Below are 20,631 nucleotides of genomic sequence, written 5' to 3'. Positions count from 1 at the left end.
GGACCCACCGGGATCAGCCCGGTGGGTCCTCGTCGTCGTGCGGCGCGCCGCGGACGAGCGGCGGGGCTCAGGCCTTCTTGGCGCACTCCGCGCAGGTGCCGAAGATCTCCAGCGTGTGCGCGATGTCGCTGAAGCCGTGCTCGACGGCGACCGAACTGGCCCAGCGCTCCACCGCGGGGCCCTCCACCTCGACGGTGGCGCCGCAGTGCCGGCAGACCAGGTGGTGGTGGTGTCCGCTGCTGCACCGGCGGTAGACGGCCTCGCCGTCGGCGGTGCGCAGCACGTCCACCTCACCGGCGTCGGCGAGTGACTGCAGGGTGCGGTAGACCGTGGTCAGACCGACGGAGTCCCCGCGGTGCTTCAGCAGGTCGTGGAGTTCCTGCGCGCTGCGGAAGTCCGCGATCTCGTCCAGGGCCGCCGAGACGGCGGCACGCTGCCGGGTCGATCGGGCGCGCGGCGACGGGCCTGCGGTGGTCACCGTGGGTCCTCCTGGGGTCGTGGGCGTCTCGCACATCATTGTGCCAGCCCCGCCCGCCCCTCCGGAGTGGTCGTGTCGGGGGAAGTCCGTTCCGGTGTCTGGGCGGGCAGTCGGACGTCGCAGACCTTGGGCCCTTGTTCGGTGTCGCCGCGGTGGCGGCGCCGGGCGAGCGGCGCGGCGAGCGCGCTGAACACGGCGAAGACCGCGATGGCGAGCAGCACGATGGCCGGGCCGGAGGGCACGTCGAGCTCGTAGGAGCCGGTGACCCCGGCCAGCGAGACCACCACGCCGAGTGCGATCGAGGCGGCCTGGGTGGCGGCGAAGGAGCGGGTGAGCTGCTGGGCGGCGACCACCGGGACCACCATCAGGGCGCTGACCAGCAGCAGCCCGACCACCCGCATGGCGACGGTGACGGTGACGGCGGCCATCACGGCGAGCAGCAGGTTGAGGGTGCGCACCGGCAGGCCGGTGACCCGGGCGAAGTCCTCGTCCTGGCAGATGGCGAACAGCTGGCGGCGCAGGCCGACGGTGACGGCGATGACCACCGCGCCGAGCACCGCGATGGCGGCCAGGTCGGCGGGGGCGACGGTGAGGATCGAGCCCCACAGGTAGCTCTCCAGCGAGCCGGAGCCGGCTTCGGCGGAGAGCGAGACGAGGAGCTTGCCGCAGGCCATGCCGCCGTAGAAGAGCATGGCGAGGGCGATGTCGCCGCGCTGGTTGCCGCGGGAGCGGACGAGTTCCATGGTGACGGCGCCGAGCACGCAGACCAGGACGGCCATCCAGACCGGGCTGGTCTGGAAGATGAAGCCGAGGCCGACGCCGGTCATCGCGACGTGGCCCATGCCGTCGCCCATCAGGGCCTGGCGGCGCTGCACCAGGTAGATGCCGACGGCGGGGGCGGTGATCCCGACCAGGACGGCGGCGAGCAGGGCGCGCTGCATGAAGTCGTAGGACAGCATCTCGGTCATGCGAGCAGCCTCGGCGGGGTCAGGTCGGCGTGCGGGTGGACGTGGTCGTGGCCGGGCAGTGCGTGCAGGCCGGTGTTGGGCACGGGCGGGCCGTCGTGTGCGACGCAGCCGTCCCGCAGGACGACGGCGCGGTCGATCAGCGGTTCCAGCGGCCCGAGTTCGTGCAGGACGAGGAGGACGGCGGCGCCGCGGCCGACCTCGGCGCGCAGGGTGTCGGCGAGCACCTGCTGGCTGGCGGCGTCCACCCCGGCCATCGGCTCGTCCATGATCAGCAGGTCGGGGGAGCCGACCAGGGCGCGGGCGATCAGGACCCGCTGCTGCTGGCCGCCGGACAGGTCGGCCACACCGTCCCCGGCCCGCTCCAGCATGCCGACGGCGGCCAGTGCGCGGTCCACCGCCTCGCGGTCCTTGCGGCGGAACGGCAGCAGGCGGTGCTGCGGCAGCCGTCCGGTGGAGACCACCTCGCGCACGGTGGCCGGGACGCCGGAGGCGGCGGTGGTGCGCTGCGGGACGTACCCGATGCGGTGCCAGGCGCGGAAGGAGCGGTGCGGGGTGCCGAACAGCTCCAGGGTGCCGCGTTCCAGGGGGACGGAGCCGATCACGGTCTTGACGGTGGTCGACTTGCCGGAGCCGTTGGCGCCCAGCAGGGCGACGACCTCGCCGGGCCGGACGGTGAGGTCGACGCCGCGCAGCACCGGGCGGCCGCCGCGCGAGGCGACGGCGTCACGGAGGCGGACGGCCTGGGGTATCGGGTGGGTCATGGTGTTCCGTCCCGTCAGCTGGTGGCGGCAGGGGTGGTGGCGTCGGGGGTGGGCGTCGCGGCGGGGGCGGTCTGGCCGGCCGTGGCGCCGAGGGCGGTCCGGAGGTTGGCCAGGTTCTGCTTCATGACGGTGAGGTAGTCGTTCTCGGCGGGGTCCTTGACGCCTTCCAGCGGGTCCAGGACGGCGGTCTTGAGGCCGAGGTCCTTGGCGACGGTGTCGGCGAGCTTGGGGCTGACCAGGGTCTCGAAGAAGATCGTGGTGACGCCGTTGTCCTTGGCGGCCTTCTGCACGGCGGCGAGGCGGGCCGGGGTGGGCTCGGACTCCGGGTCGACGCCGTTGATGGCGACCTGGGTGAGGCCGTAGTGGTCGGCGAGGTAGCCGAAGGCGGCGTGGCTGGTGACGAAGGTCCTGGTCCCGGTGGACTTCAGCCCGTCCTGGAACTCCTGGTCGAGTGCGGTGAGCTTGGTGACCAGTTCGTCGGTGTTCCGGCGGTAGTCCTCGGCGTGGGTCGGGTCGGCCTTGGCGAACTCGTCGCCGACGCTCCGGGCGATCGCCGCGTAGCGGGTCGGGTCGAGCCAGACGTGCGGGTCGCCGGCCGGGCCCTCGTGCTCGTGGCCGCGCCCGGGCTCCTCCGCGCCTTCGTCGAGGTGGTGGTCGACCAGCGGGCTCGCGGCGGTGGCGTCGATCTTGTGCTTGCTGGACGACTGCGCGACGGCCTGGTCGACGGTGGGCTGCAGGCCCTTGAGGTAGAGGATCGCGTCGGCCTTCTGGACGGTGCCGACCTGCTTGGCGGTGAGTTCCAGGTCGTGCGGCTCGACGCCGGCGGCGGTGAGATCGGTGACCGCGACGTGCTCCTGGCCGATCTGCCGGGCGAGGAACTCCATCGGGTAGAAGGAGGCGACGACCTTCAGCTTGCCGTTTCCGCTGTCGGCGCTGCTGCTGCCTCCGCAGGCGGTGAGGGCGAGGGAGGCGGTGAGTGCGGTGGCGGCGATGGCTATGGAACGGCGGGTCCGTCGACGAAGCAGTCCGATCATCATGACAATCATTCTCATCTCACATGGAAATGATTGTCAACTCACTCGGACGGGTGAACGGCAGATGGCGAGGAGCGGGGGCGGCCGGACGATACCGATTTGAATCACGTACCCGTATGGCCGGTAACCTGAGGTATTCGGGTACGCGTAACCAGCCGTGCCCTGACCGTGCCGTACGTACTGAAGAGAGCACTGTGGCCGCCGACAAGATCGACACGATCGTCAGCCTGAGCAAGCGCCGTGGCTTCGTCTACCCCTGCAGCGAGATCTACGGCGGCACGCGTGCCGCCTGGGACTACGGGCCGCTGGGTGTGGAGCTCAAGGAGAACATCAAGCGCCAGTGGTGGCGCGCGATGGTCCAGGCCCGCGAGGACGTCGTCGGCCTCGACTCCTCGGTGATCCTCGCCCGCGAGGTGTGGGAGGCCTCCGGCCACGTCGCCACCTTCAACGACCCGCTGACCGAGTGCCTCTCCTGCCACAAGCGCCACCGGGCCGACCACCTGGAGGAGAAGTACGAGGCCAAGCACGGCTTCCCGCCGCCGAACGGCCTCAAGGACGTCAACTGCCCCGACTGCGGCACCAAGGGCCAGTTCACCGAGCCCAAGGACTTCTCGGGCATGCTGAAGACCCACCTCGGTGTCACCGAGGAGGCCAGCGGCCTGGCGTTCCTGCGCCCCGAGACCGCCCAGGGCATCTTCACCAACTTCAAGGCCGTCCAGACCACGTCGCGCAAGAAGCCGCCGTTCGGCATCGCCCAGACCGGCAAGAGCTTCCGCAACGAGATCACCCCCGGCAACTTCATCTTCCGGACCCGCGAGTTCGAGCAGATGGAGATGGAGTTCTTCGTCAAGCCGGGCGAGGACGAGCAGTGGCACGAGTACTGGCTCCAGCAGCGCTGGGACTGGTACGTCGACCTCGGCATGCGCACCGAGAACATGCGCTTCTTCGAGCACCCGAAGGAGAAGCTCTCCCACTACGCCAAGCGCACGGTGGACATCGAGTACCGCTTCAACTTCGGTGGCAGCGAGTTCTCCGAGCTTGAGGGCGTCGCCAACCGCACGGACTACGACCTGCGGGTGCACAGCGAGGCGTCCGGCCAGGACCTGAAGTACTTCGACCAGGAGTCCGGCGAGCGCTACTTCCCGTACGTCATCGAGCCGGCGGCCGGCCTCAACCGCGCCATGCTGGCCTTCCTGATCGACGCCTACTTCGAGGACGAGGCGCCCAACGCCAAGGGCGTCATGGAGAAGCGCGTCGGCATGCGGCTCGACCCGCGCCTGGCCCCGGTCAAGGTCGCGGTCCTGCCGCTGTCGCGCAACGCCGACCTCTCCCCGAAGGCCCGCGGCCTGGCCGCCGACCTGCGCACCGCCTGGAACGTCGAGTTCGACGACGCCGGCGCGATCGGCAAGCGCTACCGCCGCCAGGACGAGATCGGCACGCCGTTCTGCGTCACGGTCGACTTCGACACCCTTGAGGACAACGCGGTGACCGTCCGCGACCGCGACACCATGTCGCAGGAGCGCGTCTCGCTGGACCAGGTCAAGGCGTACCTCGGTGCGCGCCTGATCGGCTGCTAGGGCCGGGTCCTTCGTGCGGGGAGCCCCCGTCCGCCCCGTTCGGGGCGTACGGGGGCTCCTTGCCGTGTGCGGGGGTTGCCGTGCGGGGGTGTCACCGCCGTCGGCGAAGGGGCGCCACGGGGCTCACCGCCGCACGGGGCTCACCGCCGTCCCCAGCGCGAGCGGGGGGCCGCGGGCGGGGTGGTCGGCAGGCCGGCCGCGCGGAGGGCGGCGAGGGTGGTGCGGTGCCGGGCCTCGTCGGCGAGCAGGGCGGCCAGCAGCTGTCCGTACAGCTCCCGGCTGCCGACGCTGTCCAGCGCGGCCGCCAGGCGGACGATCTCCACGGGCGGGCGGAGCGCCGCGAGTTCGCGCAGCAGGGCCGTGGCGAGGGCGGGCGGCAGCTCGCTGGAGAGCGCGGCGAGGTCCGCGGTGGGGCGGCCGGCGGCCTGGCGCAGCAGGGTCCGGACGTCGCCGGGGCGGTCGTGCTGCTGGAGGCAGGCGGCGAGGGAGGTCAGCTCGGCGGTCGGTGCCGATCCCCACTCCCACAGGAGCGTCGCGCCGTCCGCGTCATGCCCGGCCCGCTCCAGTGCGGAGAGGAGCCCGGGGACGGAGGCGGCGGGGTAGGACCAGAAGGCGTGGAACAGCTCCGCGGCCTCCTCGGCCAGGCCCAGTTCGCGCAGTTCGGCCAGGACGGCGACGGCGTGTTCGGGGGCGGACCGCGCCGTGCCGCGGGCGAGTCGGAGGGAGGCGCCCGTCGGGCCGTACCGGGCGAGCATGCCGACCAGGAGCGCGGTGTCGGCGGGGGCGAGGCGGGCGGCCGCCTGGTCGATCAGCTCCGTGGCCTCGGTGCGGGCGCCGGAGCGGTGGAGGGTGGTGATCCGCTCGGTGAGGGCGCCGATGTCGGGACGGGCGGGCGGCGGCGGGGGTGCGGGCTCCGCTCGCCGGTGCTGCTGTCGTGGTTCCGGCCGCCGCGGGCGCGGTCGCAGTGGTTCCTGTGGCAGCGGCTCCTGCTGCTCCGGCTCCTGCTGTTCCGGGTCCTGCTGCCGTGCTTCCTGCTGTGCGTGTCTGAGGCGCATCTCCAACGCCTCCAACTGGTCGCTGAGTTGGCGACACCGGATCCCCAGCCCCTCACGGAGGGTGCGGGCCTGGGCGAGCTGCCGCAACAGCTCGCCCTCCGGCCGTTGGCGGCCCGGGGTCGCCCGGATCGCCTCGTTCAGCCGCCGCTCGCGCTGACTCGCGTAGCGGCTCGCGCGGAGTAACTCGTCCAGCTCTGCGCGGAGTTCGGCGGCCTGTTGCTCGCCCTCCAGCTGCTGGCCTGCGGATTGTGCCGTCGGCCGCATGCGCATGATCGCCCCAACCTGTCCATCCAGACCCTGACTGCAGGACATCCTGGCGTCGGTATGTGGCGAGGGAGTTAAGAGCGCACGACCAGTCGTGCCCGAGTGGTGTCAAGGAGCGCGCAGAGGGCGGTCGCGGCAAGAAGTGCGCCGGTCGCGCTCCGGAGGAGGGTCGCCTCGTAGTAGGGGCCCGGGACGAGGACCGCGGTGAGGTAGCCGGCCGCCGCACCGGCGACGGCGGGCAGCAACAGGCGCGGGGCGTCGCGTCGAAGGGCCGCCCCGATCACCAGGAGGCCGGCGAGCACGGCGAGTCGGGGCGTGCCGAAGGACTCCGCGTAGCGGATCGCGAGGGCGGGGACGAGGAGGAGGGTGAGCACCCGGCCGATGGTCGCGGTGAGGGCGGCGGTGTGCGGGCCGGTCCGCGGGGCTGCGGAACGCGAGGCGAGGCGGGTGGCGACGAGGACCGCCGTGGCGGCCGCGGCGGGGAGGAGGTGGTCGCCGAGCCGGGCGAGGTTGTAGAGCAGCGCGGTGTCGTACAGCACCAGCATCAACTGGCCGTACGCCCACAGGTCGAGAGCGAAGAGGAACGGGTTGCCGCGGGCCGGTGCGGCAGCGTCCGCGCCGGGTTCGCGCCGGGCCGTCCGGGCGATCAGCGGCGGGGTGACGGCGGCCGAGAGCACCCGTAGGACGAGGTCGTCCACGGTGTACGGGTTCCGCAGGTCCCACTCGACGGCGCAGAACGCCGCGGTGTACGAGACGGCGGCGAGCGGGAGCAGCGGCGACCGGGCCAGCCGGACGTACAGCGCGCCGTCCAGCCGCCGGACGACCGACGCGAACGTCAGGAGCACGAGCGGCAGTTCGAGGAAGGCCTGGACCCGCAGCACGGACGGGGCCAGCAGTTCCGGCGCCGGGACGCGGGCGGCGAGGGCGTCGAGCCGGGGGACGTCGAACCAGCCCGGGGGCAGGTAGCGGGCGATGAAGGACGGATCCCCGCCGTGCACGCGGTTCACGTACACGGCGACCAGGAGCTGGTTGAGGAGGATCAGCGCGACGACGGCCGCCAGCGGTGCCTCCGGCCCCCCGACCGTGCGCCCGCGGCCCGGCGGCCGTGCCCCGGCGCGGAGCACCCGTGGCGCCACGACCAGGGCGGCGGCGGCCGAAGCCACCACCGTCCCGTCCAGCAGCGGACCGACCGTGCTCATGCGGCCAGCCGCGCCCGCGCCTCCATCAGCGCGAAGCCCAGCAGGTTCAGCCCGCGCCACTCGGCGGGCTGCTGGGCCCGGATGTCGTCGGCCGCGAGGCCGATGCCCCAGATCCGGTCCACCGGGCTGGCCTCGACCAGCACCCGGCTGCCGGTGCCCAGCAGGTACTCGCGCAGTGCCTCGTCCTGCCCGAACTTCGCCACGTTGCCCGCGACGACCAGCTCGAACCGCCCGTCGGCCCAGGTCCGGTCGTCGAAGCGCTCGACCAGCCGCCCCAGCTTCTTCGCCTCGGCCGGCGTGCGGGCGGCCAGCACCTGCTGCTCGATGGCCTCGTCACCGAACATCCGGGCCTTGCCGGCCATCATCCAGTGCTCGGCGGACGCGTACGTCACGCCGTCGACGGTGAACTCCCCGGGCCACCACTGGCTCAGGCACTCCTGCCGGGTGCCGCCGCCCTTGCGGGCCGTGTGGCCCCAGAACATCACCCACTTCGGGTGCACCCCGTCGGCCATCAGCGCCGCCAGCTGCTCGCGGCTGCGGACGGCGGCGGGGTCCCCCACGTGCATCTCGCTCATATCGTCAGTCTGACACAAAGGGGGTGGTGGTCGCGAACCGTTCGGATCCCTCCGGGCGGTCGCCGACAGGTGCTTTCGGCCGTCGGCCGTAGGCGGCGAGTCGGGTGAGTCGCTCGCGGATGGTGGGGAGGCGGTCGCCGGAGAGGAACCGCTTGCAGGACGTGCGGGCCGCGCGCCGGCGGTGGAACTCGCTCTGGTCATCGGTCATCCGGCGATTGTCGGACCGGTGAGGCGGGCGGACCAACTGCATTTCCCGGCGCTACGGCCGGTAGTACGCCTCGATCGGGGCGCGGGCCTCCTCGTACAGCGCCGGGCCGTCCTCGGGTACCGCCGGCCAGGCGCCCGACTGCGGGTTGAGCGCGACGAGTTGGTCGGTCGACAGCGCGTACACGACCCGGCCGATGCCCGACCGGACGATGGCGCCGCGGCACATCCCGCACGGTTGGCAGCTGGTGTACATCGTGGTGCGCGCGGCCGTGTCCGGGGCGAGTTCGCGGGCCGCCCAGCGGGCGAGCTTCAGCTCCGGGTGGGCCGTGATGTCGTCATCGCGCCGTACGGTGTTGTGGGCCTCGGCGAGGATCCCGCCGTCCGGTCCGGCCAGCAGGGAGCCGTACGGGGCGTCGCCCAGGTCGATCGCCCGGGCGGCGACGGCGACGGCGCGACGCAGGAGGGTCTCGTCGGCCTCGGTGATCACGAACGGGCTGCCTTCCAGTGGGTGGCGACGGTTCGGAGAGCCTGCCACGCCGACTGCGGCCGGCGCGTCTCCTCCGGATCGCCGTGATAGGGGTCGAACACGACGCTCTGCGCGCCGAGGTCACGCAACTGCCGCAGGTCGTCCAGGACTTGCTCGACGGTGCCGACGCCGGCAGGCCTCTCGGGGTCGTCGACGGGGGCGTCGGTCAACCGCAGGGCGATGCGGGGCGCGAAGCCGGGCATCGGGCGCTCGGCCAGCACCGACCGCATCCGGGCGAGCGGCAGCCGCAGCGGGTGCCAGGCGTCGCCGAACCGGACCGCGCGGCGCAGCGCCGCCCCGCTGTGGCCGCCGACCCAGACCGGCACGGACAGGCCCTGCTCCTTCCAGGCCTCCCGCAGCGTGCCCAGGTACTCGTCGGTCAGCCGGCCGCGCGCGCCGAAGGGCACGCCGAGCGCGTCGAACTCCTGCCGGGCCCAGCCGACCCCCACGCCGAGGACGAACCGGCCGCCGCTGAGCCGGTCGAGGGTGCCGGCCATCCGGGCCACCAGCAGGGGGTTGCGGTAGGGCAGGACGAGCACGGTCGTGCCCAGCCGCGGGCCGGTGGTGATCCCGGCGAGCCAGGACAGTGTGGTGAACGGCTCGTGGAACGGCTCCGGGTACCGCTCGGCCACGTCCGGGGTCACCGCCACGTGGTCCGACACCATGAGGAGGTCGAAGCCGAGCGCCTCCACGGTCCGGGCCCATGCGCGCAGCACGCCGGGATCGGTCCCCGGGCCGAAGTTCGGTACGTTGACGCCAAGTTGCATGCGTCGAGGCTATCCCCGTGATCACGGCGTCCGGAACCCGGTCCTCCCGCGATGCGGGGCGGTTTCCCGTGGTTCTCCCGGTAGATTCGCCGTATGGCCGTGAATCTGGACGACACCGACTGGGCGATCATCGAGCAGCTGCAGCGCGAGGCCCGCATCTCCCTCAGTGAGCTCGGGCGGCGGGTGAGCCTCAGTGCGTCCGCCACCACCGAACGCGTCCGGAACCTGGAGTCGCAGGGCGTCATCAGCGGCTACCACGCGACGGTGGACCTCGCGAGGGTCGGCTACCCCGTCCTCGCCGTCGTCCGGCTGAAGTACCCGGGCAACCGGCACGAGCCGCTGCGCCGCCTGCTCGCCGAGCGGCGCGAGATCCTGGAGTGCCTGCGCACCACCGGCGACGACTGCTACACCCTGAAGGTCGCGGCCACCTCCATGGAGCACCTGGAGACCCTGGTCGACGAGTTGGCCGGCTTCGGCAGTACGACCACGAGCGTCGTCTACAGCCGGACGCTGCCGCTGCGCGGTCCCGCCCGGCCCTGAGGCACGGCCCCGAAGCCCGGCCCGCGGCCGGTGCCTCAGGAGTGGTGGCGGTACACCTCGTCGGTCACCAGACCGGTGCCGTGGTGGAGGGACGCACTCGTGTACGCCATCCGCATCCGCGCGGCCTGGACGGTCCGCTGCTGCTCGATCAGCATCCCCTCCGCGCCGTCCGAGTGGAGCCGCCGCGCCCGCTCCCGGCGCACCAGGTGCAGGGTGATGCCGACGATGGCGGCGACGAGCGCGAGCAGGAACAGCAGGACGAAGGTCATGAGGCCATCCTCCCGCTGCGTACGAAGGACTCCAACGTGTTCGGGAACGCCGATCGGATCACCGGTGCGGATGGTCCGGCGGATGGTACGGCCCGGCCCGGCCCGGCCCGGCCGGGGGCGGGTGGGGTGGGGCGGGGCTCAGGCGTCCCGGGTTGCGGCCAGTTCCGCGTTCGCGCGCTGCGTGACCAGGGTCAGCACGCGGCCCGCGACGGCGAGGTCCTCGGCCGGGATGTCGGCGTAGAGGCGGGCGGTGATCCCGGCGGTCTCGGCGGTGGTGCGCTGGTACAGCTCGCGGCCGGCGTCGGTGAGCCGGAGCCGGGACGTCCCCTCCTCCTCCAGCAGGTGTGCCGCCGTCAGCTCCTCGACCACGCCGTGCACGACCGATTCCTCGACCTTCAGTGAGCCGGTGACGTCGCGGACCAGCGCGCCCCGGGCGATGGAGCCGCCCGCGACGGCGACGACCCGGAGCGTCAGGCTGTGGTGGAAGGTCGCGCCGTGCCGGTCCAGCACGCCCTCCAGGAGGGCACGCGCGGCGTAGTGGGCCAGGGCTATGACCCGGCCGTCGACTGCGGTGGGGGCGGCCTGTGCGGTGGTGGCGGTGGTCATGGTTGCTCCTCGTCGTTCTCGGTGGGCGGATCAAGAGGTGCGTCGAGCAGGGCGGCCAGTTCGCTCGTGAACTGCCGGGCGCGCGGGCTGTCCTGGCCGCCGAGCGGCTCCAGCAGCCGGTCCAGGAGGCCCTGGACCACCGTGATCGCGCGACGGGTGACGTCGTGTCCCTGCTCGGTGAGCGACAGCTGCACGGCGCGCGGGTCGTCCGGGTCCCGGGTGCGGGCGACGAGCCCGTTGGCCTCCAGGGCGCGGGCGAGCTTGGAGACGTACAGCGCCTCCAGTCCCGTGTGGTCGGCGAGCCGGCGTTGGCTGGGTCGCAGCCCGGATCGCGACATGCCGTACAGCGATGCCATCACCGCGTACTGGGCGTGGGTCAGGCCCAGCGGTGCGACCGCCCGGTCGACGGCCACCCGCCACTTCGTGGACAGGCGCCAGACCAGGAAACCCGCTGTCGCGCCCTCGGTTGGTGAACTCACCACAGATACGGTACATGGCTACTATGTACATGGCTACTATTTTGGGTGCGCCCGGTGGAGCCCGGCCCCCCCGATCGGAAGGCGAGCGAAGTCCTCGGCATCGGTTCGTGATTGACACCGCACCATCGAGTCGGCACGTAGCCTTCGCCCATGCCGACTCCCTCCCCGCTCGCCATCCCCACCCGTTTCGAGGGCGCCCCCGACCGCGTCGCCCTCGTCCTCCCGGGCGTCGGGTACACACCGGCCAGGCCGCTGCTCCACTTCGCCGGTTCGGTGCTCCAGCAGCAGGGCTGGACGGTCCAGGAAGTGTGGTGGGAAGTCCCGGACGACTTCGGCGAGTTCGGGCCGCAGGAGCGGATCGCCTGGGTCGAGCGGGAGGTCGCCCGGGCCGTCGACGCCGAGGGCGGCGCCTGCCGCCTGCTCGTCGGCAAGTCCCTGGCCTCCTTCGCCTGCGGCCTCGCGGCCGACCGCGGCCTGGCGGCGGCCTGGCTGACCCCCGTCCTGACCTTCGGGCCGGTCGCCCGGGCCCTTCACCGCACCGAGGCCCCGACCCTCCTGGTCGGCGGCAGTGCCGACCGGGTGTGGGACCGCCGGATCGCCGAATCGAGCGGACACGAGGTCCTGGAGGTCTCCGGCGCGGGCCACGGCCTCGAACTGCCGGACGACGCCGTGGGCTCGATCGACATCCTGCGGCACGTCACCGCCCGCCTGGACCGCTTCGTCGCCGCCCTGGGAACGGGCGGGTAGCCCCGACCTCGTTGCCCGTTCGGGGTGTTGGCGGGCACCCGCCTGCCCCCCCGGGGGCCCGCCGGGCCGACTACCGGGGCCCGCCGACGGGCCGACCGGGGGCGATCAGGCGGCCTCGGCCAAGCGCTTGTCGTACGTGACGAAGGCGGTGAGCGCGTGCTCCGGGTGCTCGGCGGTGGCGAGGTGAACGGCGTCGAGCGTGCGGAGGTGCGGGGCGGCGAGCCGGAACGCGGCCCGAAGGACGGGATCGGGGAGCCGGATGCGGAGCAGCCGATCGAGCAGAGCCGCCGGAGCCTCCGGCAGCTCAGGCGGTGCGCCGATCCGGATCAGCGCGCGCGGCACCTCCACCTGGGCCGGTGCGCTGGTGGCACGGCCCTCGGATCCGCGTGAGGAGAGAAACGTGCGCAGCGCGGCGGATTCGTCCTCGGGGACCAGGAGCTTGAGGATCGCGCAGGAGTCGAGGTGGATCAACGGTCCTCCTCCTCCCGCATGGCGTGCAGGGCGTCGGCGGCCGAGCCGAGCCGGGCGCCGATCTCGGGGATCGTCCAGTCGGCGAGGCCGCGCGCGGTGGCGGCGTTCTCCGGGTCGATGGTGCCGTCGCGAACACGGTCCTCCGGCACCCGCTGTTCCGGGTCCGGCGGTGCGAGGACGGCGATCGGCCGGCCGGTGCGGGTGATCTCGACACGTCCGCCCGCCACGACGCGGTCGATCAACTCGTCGGCGTGCTGCTGAAGCTGCCGGATCGGGACTCCGGCTGTCATACGACTCACGGTCGGGCTGATCGTGCGGCGATCACGAGGAATGTGCCTCGATTGCACGTGAACGAGTGCCGGACGACCGGACCGGCGGAGCCGGAACGCCGACGGCCCCGCGATCGATGTGCGATCGCGGGGCCGTCCGCCGCCGCCCGGGGCCCGGAGGCCCGGCGGGTCAGCCGATGGAGCGGGGGAGCCGGGTGGTCAGGTAGAGGATGGTGAAGGAGCCGAGGAGCTGGATGCCGAGGCACAGGGCGAGCGTGCGGCCCATGCCGAGGCTGGGGGAGAGCGACAGGTACAGGGTGCCGAGGGTGGCGACGCCGAGGGCGAGGCTGGACTGCTGGCTGGTGGCGAGGACGCCGCTGCCGACGCCGGCCCGGGCGGCGGGCACCTTCGAGAGGACGACCCGGAACAGCGGGGTGCCGATCAGGCCCTGACCGATGCCGGCGAGGGCGACGCCGGGCGCCATCCGCAGCGGGGAGAAGTGCGCCCAGTCGGCGAGGACGGTCACGGCGAGGGTGGCGAGGCCGACGGCCTGGATGACGGCGCCGGCGCTGAGCACCCGGCTGCCCCAGCGGCCGATCAGGCGCGGCCCGGCGAGCGAGGCGCTGAAGTAGCCGACGGCCATCGGGACGAGCGCCCAGCCCGCTGCGACCGGGCCGAGCTTCAGGCCCTGCTGGAGGGCGACCGCGATGACGAACATGAAGCCGCCGAAGCCCGCGAAGTAGGGGAGCGCGATGCCGAGGCCCCGCCGCATCTCCGGGATGCGCAGCAGGGTCGGCGGCACCAGCGGGGTGTCGCCGCGCTGCTCGGCGCGGCGCTCGACCAGGGCGAAGGCGACGGCCAGGACGGGGAACAGTCCGAGCAGCAGCAGGGACCAGAGCGGCCAGCCGGCGGCCCGGCCCTCCATCAGCGGGACCAGCAGGGAGAGCAGGGTGGCGGTGAGCAGGACGGTGCCGGGCACGTCGACCCGGGCGGCCCGGGTGGCCTTGCTCTCCGGGACGTAGCGGACCGCGAGGACCACGGCCAGCAGTGCGAACGGCACGTTGAGCAGGAACACCGAGCGCCAGCCGGTGCCGAAGAGGTCGGCGGCGACCAGCATTCCGCCGAGCACCTGCCCGATGACCACCGAGATCCCGCCGACCGCGCCGTACACGCTGAGGGCGCGGCCGCGCCGGGCGCCGTCGGTGGCGGCGGTGATGGTGCCGAGCACCTGGGGGATCAGCAGTGCGGCCGAGGCGCCCTGGGCGGCCCGGGCGGCGACCAGGGACCACGCGTCGGGGGCGAGGCCGCAGGCCAGGGAGGTGAGGGCGAAGGCGGCGGCACCGGCGACGAAGAGTCGGCGGCGGCCGAAGATGTCGCCGAGTCGCCCGCCGAGGACGAGCAGGACGGCGAACGCGATGCCGTAGCCGGCCGCGACGAGTTCGAGGACGGCGGGCCCGGCGTTCAGGTCCTTGTCGATGGTGGGCAGGGCGACGTTGACGATGAAGAAGTCGAGCATCGGCAGGAAGGCCCCGAGCAGGACGGTGACCAGTCCCGCGGTGCCGAGCGTGGGCGTACCGGGGGTGGGAGTACTGGGGGCGGCGGGAGCGGCGGTGCCGGGGGCCGCGGTGCCGGGGGTGGTGGCGGTGCGGTGCGGTGCGGAGGCGACGGCGAGTTGTTGGGTCACGGGTCATACGATCCGCTGCTCGATACCCTGGTACCAGAGTGTGGTTATCCGGGTATGAGAAGTACCTGGCAACAGGCTGACGGGTGGCGCATGCTGGGGAGCATGAGCCTGACGACCCGCACCGCGCAAGCCCCGGCCGCCGCGAACGCCCCCGCCACCCCGGTCGGTTCCGCCGCGCCCGCTGCCTCCGCCGCGCCCGGCGACGCGCGCCGGCACGAACTGGCCGCCTTCCTGCGCAGCCGCCGCGAGCGGATCGCGCCCGAGCAGGTGGGCCTGCCGATGACCGGGCGCCGCCGTACGCCGGGGCTGCGGCGCGAGGAGGTCGCGCAGCTCGCCGCGGTCGGGGTGACCTGGTACACGTGGCTGGAGCAGGGGCGGGACATCCAGGTGTCCACCCAGGTGCTGGACGCGGTGGCCCGGGCGCTGCTGCTGGACCCGAGCGAGCGCGCGCACCTGTTCACCCTGGCCGGTGCGGACGACCCGGCGCCGGTGCAGGAGTGCCCCTCGGTGACGCCGAGCGTGCGGCTGGTGCTGGAGCAGATGGCGCCGTACCCGGCCCTGGTGGTCAACTCCCGTTATGACGTGCTGGCGTACAACGCGCAGTACACCGGGATCGTCGGCGACCTCTCCGCCCTGCCGCCCGAGGACCGGAACATGCTGTGGATGGCGTTCACGCCCTCGCGGTTCCGTGACGTGCTGGTCGACTACCGCACCGAACGCCTCGGCATGGTGGCGCGGTTCCGTTCGGCGATGGCCGACCACAGTTCGGAGCCGGCGTGGAAGGCGCTGCTGGCGCGGGTGCTCAAGGCCTCGCCCGACTTCGCGGAGCTCTGGCAGCGGCACGACGTGATGCGGCCGAGCAACGGCATCAAGCGCTTCCAGGTGCCCGGCGTCGGTCTGCTGAGCTGCGAGTACACCAACTTCTGGCTCGGTCCCCGGCACGGCAGCCGGATGATCACCTACACCCCGCTGGACGACGGGACCCGCGCGCTGATGGACCGACTGCCCACCGCACTCTGACGACCCGGACGCCCGCCGACCCGCCGACCCGCCGGCCCGCCGACCCGCCGGCCCGCCGACCCGCCGGCCCGCAGGCCCGCCGGGCCTCAGCCGCGGGCGGCCGCCTGGCGCCCGAGCAGCAGGCACACCACCGCGAGCGGCAGTTCGACGCCACCCGCCATGGCCAGCGCCGCGAGCACCGCGTGCCCCGGCCCGGCGCAGGCGATGTCGGCCATCGCGTCCGCGGTGAGCAGCAGCGCCACCGTGGCGGCCGCCCACAGCGCGGCGGGGTTGTGCCGGCGCAGCAGCGCGTCCAGCGTGAGCAGGGCAGAGAACTCCACCAGGTCGAGCACGACCCACGGGGTCTCGTGGCAGACGGCGAGGATCGCCAGCCAGGGCAGCAGCGCGACCGCCGCCATGGCGGGCACCCGGGCGAAGCGCTCGGGCAGGACGAAGGCGGGGAGCGAGCAGGCGGCCCGGCCGGAGAGGACGGCGGTGCTCATGCCGCACCCCCGACCCGGCGCGCCGGGACCCGCTCCAGCGGCAGCCGCTCGGTCGGCCCGCCCGTCGGGTGCTCGACCAGCACCGCGTCGAACGGCCCCTCGGCCCAGGCGAGCCAGAACCGCCCGGCGACCGTGGCCACCTGGGCCGCGACGGCGGAGCTCACCGACCGGAACGCCCGCCGCCCGGCGAAGACCACCGAGGGCGCCGTGCCGTCGGCGGCCAGCCGGCCCCAGGCGATCACGTGCCAGGCCCGCCCGCCGGACGGGCTGCGCCGCGCCCCGCGCAGCAGCTGCGGGGTGAGCCGGGCGGCGACCAGGACGTCGGCCAACTCGCCGTGCTGGTAGAACTCCAGGGCGGCCCGGCCGCGGCCGGACCCGGTGCTGCGGACCGACCACGGCCCGCTCCATGCCGACAGCGTCCCCTCCGGCTCCGACGCCGGGAGGAGCACGCCCCCGGGAACGCCGTGGCGCCCGGGGAGGCGCCGCCCGTGCGGCGGAGTGGCGGAGTGCGATGCGGTGCTCGTCATGTCCTCAAGTGTTCCGCCGGGGCGTCTTCCTGTCGGTGGTGCTCCACCCCGAATCGGGGGTGTAGCCAGCTACACCCCTGTCGGGTACCCCCCTTCATGGCGACCGGTGATCACCGGGCCCTACGCTGTCCGGCATGTCCTCCACCACGTTGCGCCGAGCGCTCGTCAGGAGCCTCCGGCGCGCACCGTGGTCGCCCGAGGTCCGGCGGGACGTCCGCTTCACGGCCGCCGGAATACCGCAGGCCCTGCCGATCTGGCTGGCCGTCACCGATTCCAAGCTGCTCTTCCCGCTGCTCGCTGTCCTCCTGCTCCTCACCCGCCCGCTGACCGCCCTCCAGCGCGGCCGGCTGCGCGCGTTGTACGGGGTGGAGATCCCGCGGCCGCGGCCGCTCTCCGGGCGCCGGATGCTGCTGCTGGGGATGACCTGGCGTCAGACCCTCCACCACCTGCTGGTCGGCCCGCTGCTGGCGGCGGCCGCGCTGGCGGTGCTGTACGCCTGGGGTGCCGGCCTGGTGCTGGCCACCCTGTACGGCTGGATCTGGCTGATGCCCCCCGGCACCGCGCTGCGCTCCGACCTGGCGGGCCAGGACGTCTGGCTCACCCTGATCGGTGTGGCGCTGCTGCTCGGGGCGCACTGGCCGGTGGCGTCGATCGCCCGGCTGGAGGCGTGGGCGGCGAAGTGGCTGCTCGGTCCCGACCGGGCGGAGGCGTTGGAGCGGCGGGTCGAGGAGATCGCCGAGAGCCGGGCCGGGCTGGTCGACGCGGTGGACGCCGAGCGCCGCCGGATCGAGCGGGACCTGCACGACGGCGCCCAGCAGCGCCTCACCTCCCTGGCGATGAACCTGGGCCTGGCCCGGCGCACCCTCAAGGACGTCCCGCCCGAGGTCATGCAGGTGATCGTCGACGCGCACGAGGAGGCGCAGGCGGCCATCGACGAGCTGCGCGACCTGGTCCGCGGCCTGCACCCGGCGGTCCTGGAGGACCGCGGTCTGGACGCGGCGCTGTCCGGCATCGCGGCCCGTGCCCCGCTGCCGGTGCGCCTGGACGTCGACCTGTCCGAGCCGATCGCGCCGACCGTCGAGGCGGTCGCCTACTTCACCGTGTCCGAGGCGCTGACCAACGTGGCCAAGCACGCCCGGGCCGGCCGGGTCGACCTCTCGGTGCGGGCGGCCGGGGGCCGGCTGCGCCTGGTCATCAGCGACGACGGCGTGGGCGGCGCGGACGCCTCGCGCGGCACCGGGCTCACCGGTCTGCGCAAGCGCGCCGCCTCGGTCGACGGGACGCTGTCCGTTCTCAGCCCCCTCGGGGGCCCCACCACCATCACCGTGGAGTTGCCGTGCGCGCTGTGATCGCCGAGGACTCGGTCCTGCTGAGGGTCGGCCTGGTCAAGGTCCTGGAGGCGGTGGGCTTCGAGGTGGCGGCCGCCGTCGGGGACGCCACCGAACTGCTGGCCGCGGTGGAGGAGCACCGCCCGAAGGTGGTGGTCGCCGACGTCCGGATGCCCCCGGGCTTCCACGACGAGGGCGTGAAGGCGGCGATGGTGATCCGCCGGCAGTGGCCGGACACCGCGGTCCTGCTGCTCTCCCAGTTCGTGGAGGAGCGCTACGCCGCCGATCTGCTGTCGACCAACACCAGTGGCGTCGGCTACCTGCTCAAGCAGCGGGTGGCCAACGTGGACGACTTCGTGGAAGCGCTGCAGCGGGTCGCCGAGGGCGGCACCGCGCTGGACCCGGAGGTGGTCGCCCAGCTGCTGGTGCGCCGCCACCGGGACCCGCTGGAGAAGCTCACCCCGCGCGAGCGGGACGTGCTCGCCCTGATGGCGGAGGGCCGTTCCAACGCCGCGATCGCCGCCTCGCTGGTGGTCAGCGACAGTGCGGTGGCCAAGCACATCAACTCGATCCTCACCAAGCTCGAACTGCCGCCGGCGGAGGACAGCCACCGCCGGGTGATGGCCGTGCTGCGATTCCTGGAGGTCGGGTGACGGCGGGCACGGCGAAGGCCTGGCGGGTCACCGGGACGCTCGCGACCGTCCTGGTCGTGATCGGTGCCGGCCTGCAGACCTGGTCGGTGGTGGCGCAGCAGCGGTCGACCGGCTCACGGTCGTACGACCGGCCGGTGCACCGCCTGAAGCTGGAGACCGGCAACGCCTCGGTGAAGGTGCGGGCCGGCCGGGTGGACCACGTGGTGGTGCACCAGCGGCTGGAGTGGATGCTGCGCAAGCCGGTGGTGTCGACCGTCTTCACGGACGACCTCGTCACCGTCGGGGTGCGCTGCCGGCAGGTGCTGCCGGTCGCGGACCTCGGCTGCAGCGCCGAGATCGAGGTGGACGTGCCGGCCTCGACCGAGGTGTCCGGGTCGGTGAGCTCCGGCTCGGTCCAGGTGGAGGGCCTGAGCGGGAACGTGGACGTGAGCCTCACCTCGGGCGAGCTGCTGCTGGTCGACACCTCCGGGGACGTGACCGCACGCGCCACCTCCGGGCTGATCCAGGGCAGGAACCTGCAGGCGCGGCGGGTGGACGTCCGGACCACCTCGGGCTCGACGGAGCTGAAGTTCGACCGGGCCCCGGAGCAGGTGACGACCACGGCCACCTCGGGCTCGCTGACGATGACCCTGCCGAGGGGCAGCCGCTACGCCTTCTCCAGCGACGTCGGCTCCGGCAACGGCCGGATCGCTCCGGAGCTGGCGGACTCCGACAGCCCGAACCGCATCCGTGCGACGGTCACCTCCGGGTCGATCAGCATCAACCCGTCGTAGCGGGACGCCGCGGCGGGCCGGCCGTCGCGGTCGCGGCGCGGGGCCGCTCACCCGGGTGGGGGACAATGAAGAGTCCCGTCCCCTTACCCGAGGTCAGCCGCGCATGACAGCCACGCCCGCACCCACCGCGCCCGACGCCGAGTTCGCGCCGCTCGACATCGGCCCGATCCGGGTGTGGCCGCCCGTCGTGCTGGCGCCGATGGCCGGCATCACGAACGCGCCGTTCCGCACCCTGTGCCGCGAGCAGAGCGGCGGCAAGGGCCTGTACGTCTCGGAGATGATCACCACCCGGGCGCTGGTCGAGCGCAACGCCAAGACCATGCAGCTGATCAAGTTCGACCCGAGCGAGAAGCCGCGCTCGATCCAGCTGTACGGGGTGGACCCGGTGACGGTCGGCAAGGCCGCCCGGATGATCGCGGACGAGGGCCTGGCCGACCACATCGACCTCAACTTCGGCTGCCCCGTCCCCAAGGTGACCCGCAAGGGCGGCGGCTCCGCGCTGCCGTACAAGCGCAACCTGCTGCGCGAGATCCTGCGCGAGGCCGTGGCCAACGCGGGCGACCTGCCGGTGACCATGAAGATGCGCAAGGGCATCGACGACGACCACCTCACCTATCTGGACGCCGGCCGGATCGGCGCCGAGGAGGGCGTGTCCGCGATCGCCCTGCACGGGCGCACCGCCGCCCAGCACTACGGCGGGACGGCCGACTGGTCGGCGATCGCCCGGCTGCGCGAGTCGGTCCCGGCGCACGTCCCGGTGCTGGGCAACGGGGACATCTGGTCGGCGGACGACGCGCTGCGGATGATGCGCGAGACCGGCTGCGACGGCGTCGTGGTGGGCCGCGGCTGCCTGGGCCGTCCGTGGCTGTTCAAGGACCTGGTGTCGATCTTCGAGGGCGACGTCGACTACGCCCGTCCCGACTTCGGCTACGTGGCGCGGGCGATGGTGCGCCACGCGCAGCTGCTCGGCGAGTGGATCGGGGACGAGGCGCGCGGCGTGATCGACTTCCGCAAGCACGTCGCCTGGTACACCAAGGGCTTCTCGGTCGGCTCCGAGCTGCGGGTGCGGCTGGCCAACTCGTCCTCGTTGGCCGAACTGGCCGGAACGCTGTCCGAGGTGGAGCAGTCCCAGGGCTGGCCGACCGGGGCGGACGGCCCGCGCGGGCGCACCAGCGGCAACAACCGGGTGGTCCTGCCGGAGGGGTGGTTGGACGATCCGTACGACTGCGCCCGGCCGGGCGCGGACGCCGAATCGGACACGTCTGGCGGATGATCTGTACAGACTGGCGAATCAGGCCCCTCCGGCCCGATTGCCACTAGGTCCCAGCCCTCTTGTCCATTCTGGACAGGAGGGCTCCTTTTCGGCGTCCCG

The 20,631-nt window shown here is 73.3% G+C and carries 26 protein-coding genes; 8 read left to right on the top strand and 18 right to left on the bottom strand.

All coding sequences use genetic code 11. From position 1 onward, the window contains the following. Positions 1 to 67: 67 nt before the first annotated feature. The 4 genes from ACZ7KX_RS24425 to ACZ7KX_RS24410 are packed head-to-tail and all read right to left on the bottom strand — an operon-like array spanning position 68 to position 3,244. The gene (locus ACZ7KX_RS24425) at positions 68 to 478 is read right to left on the bottom strand and encodes a Fur family transcriptional regulator (protein ID WP_350523917.1); all 411 of its coding nucleotides are present in this window, start codon (positions 476 to 478) and stop codon (positions 68 to 70) included. Positions 479 to 513: 35 nt separating this feature from the next. Beyond that, positions 514 to 1,446: a metal ABC transporter permease gene (locus tag ACZ7KX_RS24420; protein WP_470328317.1), complete on the bottom strand. Its 933-nt coding sequence runs from the start codon at positions 1,444 to 1,446 to the stop codon at positions 514 to 516. After that, complete coding sequence (locus ACZ7KX_RS24415) at positions 1,443 to 2,207, bottom strand: metal ABC transporter ATP-binding protein (protein WP_470328316.1); 765 nt, start codon at positions 2,205 to 2,207, stop codon at positions 1,443 to 1,445. Before ACZ7KX_RS24415 ends, ACZ7KX_RS24420 begins: the two co-directional genes overlap by 4 nt. A gap of 14 nt (positions 2,208 to 2,221) precedes the next feature. Next, positions 2,222 to 3,244, bottom strand: a complete 1,023-nt coding sequence (locus tag ACZ7KX_RS24410; protein ID WP_470328315.1) for a metal ABC transporter substrate-binding protein — start codon at positions 3,242 to 3,244, stop codon at positions 2,222 to 2,224. 191 nt (positions 3,245 to 3,435) lie between these two features. Here ACZ7KX_RS24410 and ACZ7KX_RS24405 point away from each other — a divergent pair, with 191 nt between their 5' ends. Next, positions 3,436 to 4,818 carry a glycine--tRNA ligase gene (locus tag ACZ7KX_RS24405; protein ID WP_396549569.1) on the top strand — a complete coding sequence of 461 codons (1,383 nt, stop codon included), beginning with the start codon at positions 3,436 to 3,438 and terminating at the stop codon, positions 4,816 to 4,818. Between the two features lie 140 nt (positions 4,819 to 4,958). Here ACZ7KX_RS24405 and ACZ7KX_RS24400 read toward each other — a convergent pair whose 3' ends face one another. The 6 genes from ACZ7KX_RS24400 to ACZ7KX_RS24375 all read right to left on the bottom strand — a co-directional run bounded on the left by ACZ7KX_RS24400 (position 4,959) and on the right by ACZ7KX_RS24375 (position 9,411). Beyond that, complete coding sequence (locus ACZ7KX_RS24400) at positions 4,959 to 6,143, bottom strand: hypothetical protein (RefSeq protein ID WP_470328314.1); 1,185 nt, start codon at positions 6,141 to 6,143, stop codon at positions 4,959 to 4,961. A gap of 68 nt (positions 6,144 to 6,211) precedes the next feature. Beyond that, entirely contained in the window at positions 6,212 to 7,336 is a 1,125-nt protein-coding gene (locus ACZ7KX_RS24395) for a hypothetical protein (protein WP_470328313.1), read from the bottom strand. Further along, positions 7,333 to 7,911 carry an NADAR family protein gene (locus ACZ7KX_RS24390; protein ID WP_402803600.1) on the bottom strand — a complete coding sequence of 193 codons (579 nt, stop codon included), beginning with the start codon at positions 7,909 to 7,911 and terminating at the stop codon, positions 7,333 to 7,335. Before ACZ7KX_RS24390 ends, ACZ7KX_RS24395 begins: the two co-directional genes overlap by 4 nt. 4 nt (positions 7,912 to 7,915) lie before the next feature. Further along, positions 7,916 to 8,119, bottom strand: a complete 204-nt coding sequence (locus ACZ7KX_RS24385; RefSeq protein ID WP_470328312.1) for a hypothetical protein — start codon at positions 8,117 to 8,119, stop codon at positions 7,916 to 7,918. Between the two features lie 51 nt (positions 8,120 to 8,170). Further along, positions 8,171 to 8,605 (bottom strand): nucleoside deaminase, encoded by a 435-nt coding sequence (locus ACZ7KX_RS24380; protein WP_470328311.1) that lies wholly within the window; start codon positions 8,603 to 8,605, stop codon positions 8,171 to 8,173. Then, entirely contained in the window at positions 8,602 to 9,411 is an 810-nt protein-coding gene (locus ACZ7KX_RS24375; protein ID WP_470328310.1) for an LLM class flavin-dependent oxidoreductase, read from the bottom strand. Before ACZ7KX_RS24375 ends, ACZ7KX_RS24380 begins: the two co-directional genes overlap by 4 nt. A gap of 93 nt (positions 9,412 to 9,504) precedes the next feature. On the opposite strand from ACZ7KX_RS24375, the gene ACZ7KX_RS24370 reads away from it, so the two are divergent. Next, entirely contained in the window at positions 9,505 to 9,951 is a 447-nt protein-coding gene (locus tag ACZ7KX_RS24370; protein WP_470328309.1) for an Lrp/AsnC family transcriptional regulator, read from the top strand. Positions 9,952 to 9,986: 35 nt separating this feature from the next. Here the strand turns inward: ACZ7KX_RS24370 and ACZ7KX_RS24365 are convergent, their stop codons facing one another. From ACZ7KX_RS24365 to ACZ7KX_RS24355, 3 genes are all read right to left on the bottom strand, one after another. Further along, the gene (locus ACZ7KX_RS24365; protein WP_470328308.1) at positions 9,987 to 10,220 is read right to left on the bottom strand and encodes a hypothetical protein; all 234 of its coding nucleotides are present in this window, start codon (positions 10,218 to 10,220) and stop codon (positions 9,987 to 9,989) included. A gap of 138 nt (positions 10,221 to 10,358) precedes the next feature. Further along, a complete protein-coding gene (locus tag ACZ7KX_RS24360) occupies positions 10,359 to 10,826 on the bottom strand; it encodes a MarR family transcriptional regulator (protein WP_470328307.1) in 468 nt (155 codons plus the stop codon). Continuing rightward, positions 10,823 to 11,305 (bottom strand): MarR family winged helix-turn-helix transcriptional regulator, encoded by a 483-nt coding sequence (locus ACZ7KX_RS24355; protein ID WP_470328306.1) that lies wholly within the window; start codon positions 11,303 to 11,305, stop codon positions 10,823 to 10,825. The genes ACZ7KX_RS24360 and ACZ7KX_RS24355 overlap by 4 nt, the downstream gene beginning before the upstream one ends. A gap of 150 nt (positions 11,306 to 11,455) precedes the next feature. On the opposite strand from ACZ7KX_RS24355, the gene ACZ7KX_RS24350 reads away from it, so the two are divergent. Next, positions 11,456 to 12,052, top strand: coding sequence for an alpha/beta hydrolase (locus ACZ7KX_RS24350; protein ID WP_470328305.1), 597 nt, complete (start codon positions 11,456 to 11,458; stop codon positions 12,050 to 12,052). Between the two features lie 105 nt (positions 12,053 to 12,157). Here ACZ7KX_RS24350 and ACZ7KX_RS24345 read toward each other — a convergent pair whose 3' ends face one another. The 3 genes from ACZ7KX_RS24345 to ACZ7KX_RS24335 form a co-directional block, all read right to left on the bottom strand. Continuing rightward, the gene (locus ACZ7KX_RS24345) at positions 12,158 to 12,523 is read right to left on the bottom strand and encodes a type II toxin-antitoxin system VapC family toxin (RefSeq protein ID WP_470328304.1); all 366 of its coding nucleotides are present in this window, start codon (positions 12,521 to 12,523) and stop codon (positions 12,158 to 12,160) included. Continuing rightward, entirely contained in the window at positions 12,520 to 12,813 is a 294-nt protein-coding gene (locus ACZ7KX_RS24340; protein WP_470328303.1) for a type II toxin-antitoxin system Phd/YefM family antitoxin, read from the bottom strand. Before ACZ7KX_RS24340 ends, ACZ7KX_RS24345 begins: the two co-directional genes overlap by 4 nt. A 169-nt stretch (positions 12,814 to 12,982) precedes the next feature. Beyond that, positions 12,983 to 14,476 carry an MFS transporter gene (locus ACZ7KX_RS24335; RefSeq protein ID WP_470328302.1) on the bottom strand — a complete coding sequence of 498 codons (1,494 nt, stop codon included), beginning with the start codon at positions 14,474 to 14,476 and terminating at the stop codon, positions 12,983 to 12,985. 102 nt (positions 14,477 to 14,578) lie between these two features. On the opposite strand from ACZ7KX_RS24335, the gene ACZ7KX_RS24330 reads away from it, so the two are divergent. Then, positions 14,579 to 15,496 carry a helix-turn-helix transcriptional regulator gene (locus tag ACZ7KX_RS24330; protein ID WP_470328301.1) on the top strand — a complete coding sequence of 306 codons (918 nt, stop codon included), beginning with the start codon at positions 14,579 to 14,581 and terminating at the stop codon, positions 15,494 to 15,496. A gap of 86 nt (positions 15,497 to 15,582) precedes the next feature. Here the strand turns inward: ACZ7KX_RS24330 and ACZ7KX_RS24325 are convergent, their stop codons facing one another. Together ACZ7KX_RS24325 and ACZ7KX_RS24320 are read right to left on the bottom strand one after the other, a co-directional pair. Continuing rightward, the gene (locus ACZ7KX_RS24325) at positions 15,583 to 15,978 is read right to left on the bottom strand and encodes a hypothetical protein (RefSeq protein ID WP_470328300.1); all 396 of its coding nucleotides are present in this window, start codon (positions 15,976 to 15,978) and stop codon (positions 15,583 to 15,585) included. Beyond that, on the bottom strand, positions 15,975 to 16,505 hold the full coding sequence (locus ACZ7KX_RS24320) for a hypothetical protein (protein ID WP_470328299.1): 531 nt from the start codon (positions 16,503 to 16,505) through the stop codon (positions 15,975 to 15,977). The genes ACZ7KX_RS24325 and ACZ7KX_RS24320 overlap by 4 nt, the downstream gene beginning before the upstream one ends. 134 nt (positions 16,506 to 16,639) lie before the next feature. On the opposite strand from ACZ7KX_RS24320, the gene ACZ7KX_RS24315 reads away from it, so the two are divergent. From ACZ7KX_RS24315 to dusB, 4 genes are all read left to right on the top strand, one after another. After that, the gene (locus ACZ7KX_RS24315) at positions 16,640 to 17,854 is read left to right on the top strand and encodes a sensor histidine kinase (RefSeq protein WP_470328298.1); all 1,215 of its coding nucleotides are present in this window, start codon (positions 16,640 to 16,642) and stop codon (positions 17,852 to 17,854) included. Then, the gene (locus tag ACZ7KX_RS24310) at positions 17,842 to 18,486 is read left to right on the top strand and encodes a response regulator (protein WP_470328297.1); all 645 of its coding nucleotides are present in this window, start codon (positions 17,842 to 17,844) and stop codon (positions 18,484 to 18,486) included. The genes ACZ7KX_RS24315 and ACZ7KX_RS24310 overlap by 13 nt, the downstream gene beginning before the upstream one ends. Continuing rightward, the gene (locus tag ACZ7KX_RS24305; protein WP_470328296.1) at positions 18,483 to 19,259 is read left to right on the top strand and encodes a DUF4097 family beta strand repeat-containing protein; all 777 of its coding nucleotides are present in this window, start codon (positions 18,483 to 18,485) and stop codon (positions 19,257 to 19,259) included. Before ACZ7KX_RS24310 ends, ACZ7KX_RS24305 begins: the two co-directional genes overlap by 4 nt. Before the next feature lie 103 nt (positions 19,260 to 19,362). Continuing rightward, positions 19,363 to 20,532 (top strand): tRNA dihydrouridine synthase DusB, encoded by a 1,170-nt coding sequence (dusB, locus tag ACZ7KX_RS24300; protein WP_470328295.1) that lies wholly within the window; start codon positions 19,363 to 19,365, stop codon positions 20,530 to 20,532. The last annotated feature ends 99 nt before the right edge of the window (positions 20,533 to 20,631 follow it).

The organism is Kitasatospora sp. NPDC038210, assembly GCF_055600605.1.
Note: the sequence above shows the minus strand (reverse complement) of the source record. Positions and strands in the feature narration are given on the sequence as shown.

Bases quoted from the DNA above. Each gene is read 5' to 3' on its own strand.
- ACZ7KX_RS24375 (WP_470328310.1), bottom strand. From the start codon at position 9,411: ATGCAACTTGGCGTCAACGTACCGAACTTCGGCCCGGGGACCGATCCC.
- ACZ7KX_RS24325 (WP_470328300.1), bottom strand. From the start codon at position 15,978: ATGAGCACCGCCGTCCTCTCCGGCCGGGCCGCCTGCTCGCTCCCCGCC.
- ACZ7KX_RS24365 (WP_470328308.1), bottom strand. From the start codon at position 10,220: ATGACCTTCGTCCTGCTGTTCCTGCTCGCGCTCGTCGCCGCCATCGTC.
- ACZ7KX_RS24390 (WP_402803600.1), bottom strand. From the start codon at position 7,911: ATGAGCGAGATGCACGTGGGGGACCCCGCCGCCGTCCGCAGCCGCGAG.
- ACZ7KX_RS24360 (WP_470328307.1), bottom strand. From the start codon at position 10,826: ATGACCACCGCCACCACCGCACAGGCCGCCCCCACCGCAGTCGACGGC.
- ACZ7KX_RS24370 (WP_470328309.1), top strand. From the start codon at position 9,505: ATGGCCGTGAATCTGGACGACACCGACTGGGCGATCATCGAGCAGCTG.
- ACZ7KX_RS24415 (WP_470328316.1), bottom strand. From the start codon at position 2,207: ATGACCCACCCGATACCCCAGGCCGTCCGCCTCCGTGACGCCGTCGCC.
- ACZ7KX_RS24330 (WP_470328301.1), top strand. From the start codon at position 14,579: ATGAGCCTGACGACCCGCACCGCGCAAGCCCCGGCCGCCGCGAACGCC.
- ACZ7KX_RS24395 (WP_470328313.1), bottom strand. From the start codon at position 7,336: ATGAGCACGGTCGGTCCGCTGCTGGACGGGACGGTGGTGGCTTCGGCC.
- dusB (WP_470328295.1), top strand. From the start codon at position 19,363: ATGACAGCCACGCCCGCACCCACCGCGCCCGACGCCGAGTTCGCGCCG.
- ACZ7KX_RS24400 (WP_470328314.1), bottom strand. From the start codon at position 6,143: ATGCGCATGCGGCCGACGGCACAATCCGCAGGCCAGCAGCTGGAGGGC.
- ACZ7KX_RS24410 (WP_470328315.1), bottom strand. From the start codon at position 3,244: ATGATGATCGGACTGCTTCGTCGACGGACCCGCCGTTCCATAGCCATC.
- ACZ7KX_RS24350 (WP_470328305.1), top strand. From the start codon at position 11,456: ATGCCGACTCCCTCCCCGCTCGCCATCCCCACCCGTTTCGAGGGCGCC.
- ACZ7KX_RS24340 (WP_470328303.1), bottom strand. From the start codon at position 12,813: ATGACAGCCGGAGTCCCGATCCGGCAGCTTCAGCAGCACGCCGACGAG.
- ACZ7KX_RS24320 (WP_470328299.1), bottom strand. From the start codon at position 16,505: ATGACGAGCACCGCATCGCACTCCGCCACTCCGCCGCACGGGCGGCGC.
- ACZ7KX_RS24315 (WP_470328298.1), top strand. From the start codon at position 16,640: ATGTCCTCCACCACGTTGCGCCGAGCGCTCGTCAGGAGCCTCCGGCGC.
- ACZ7KX_RS24420 (WP_470328317.1), bottom strand. From the start codon at position 1,446: ATGACCGAGATGCTGTCCTACGACTTCATGCAGCGCGCCCTGCTCGCC.
- ACZ7KX_RS24385 (WP_470328312.1), bottom strand. From the start codon at position 8,119: ATGACCGATGACCAGAGCGAGTTCCACCGCCGGCGCGCGGCCCGCACG.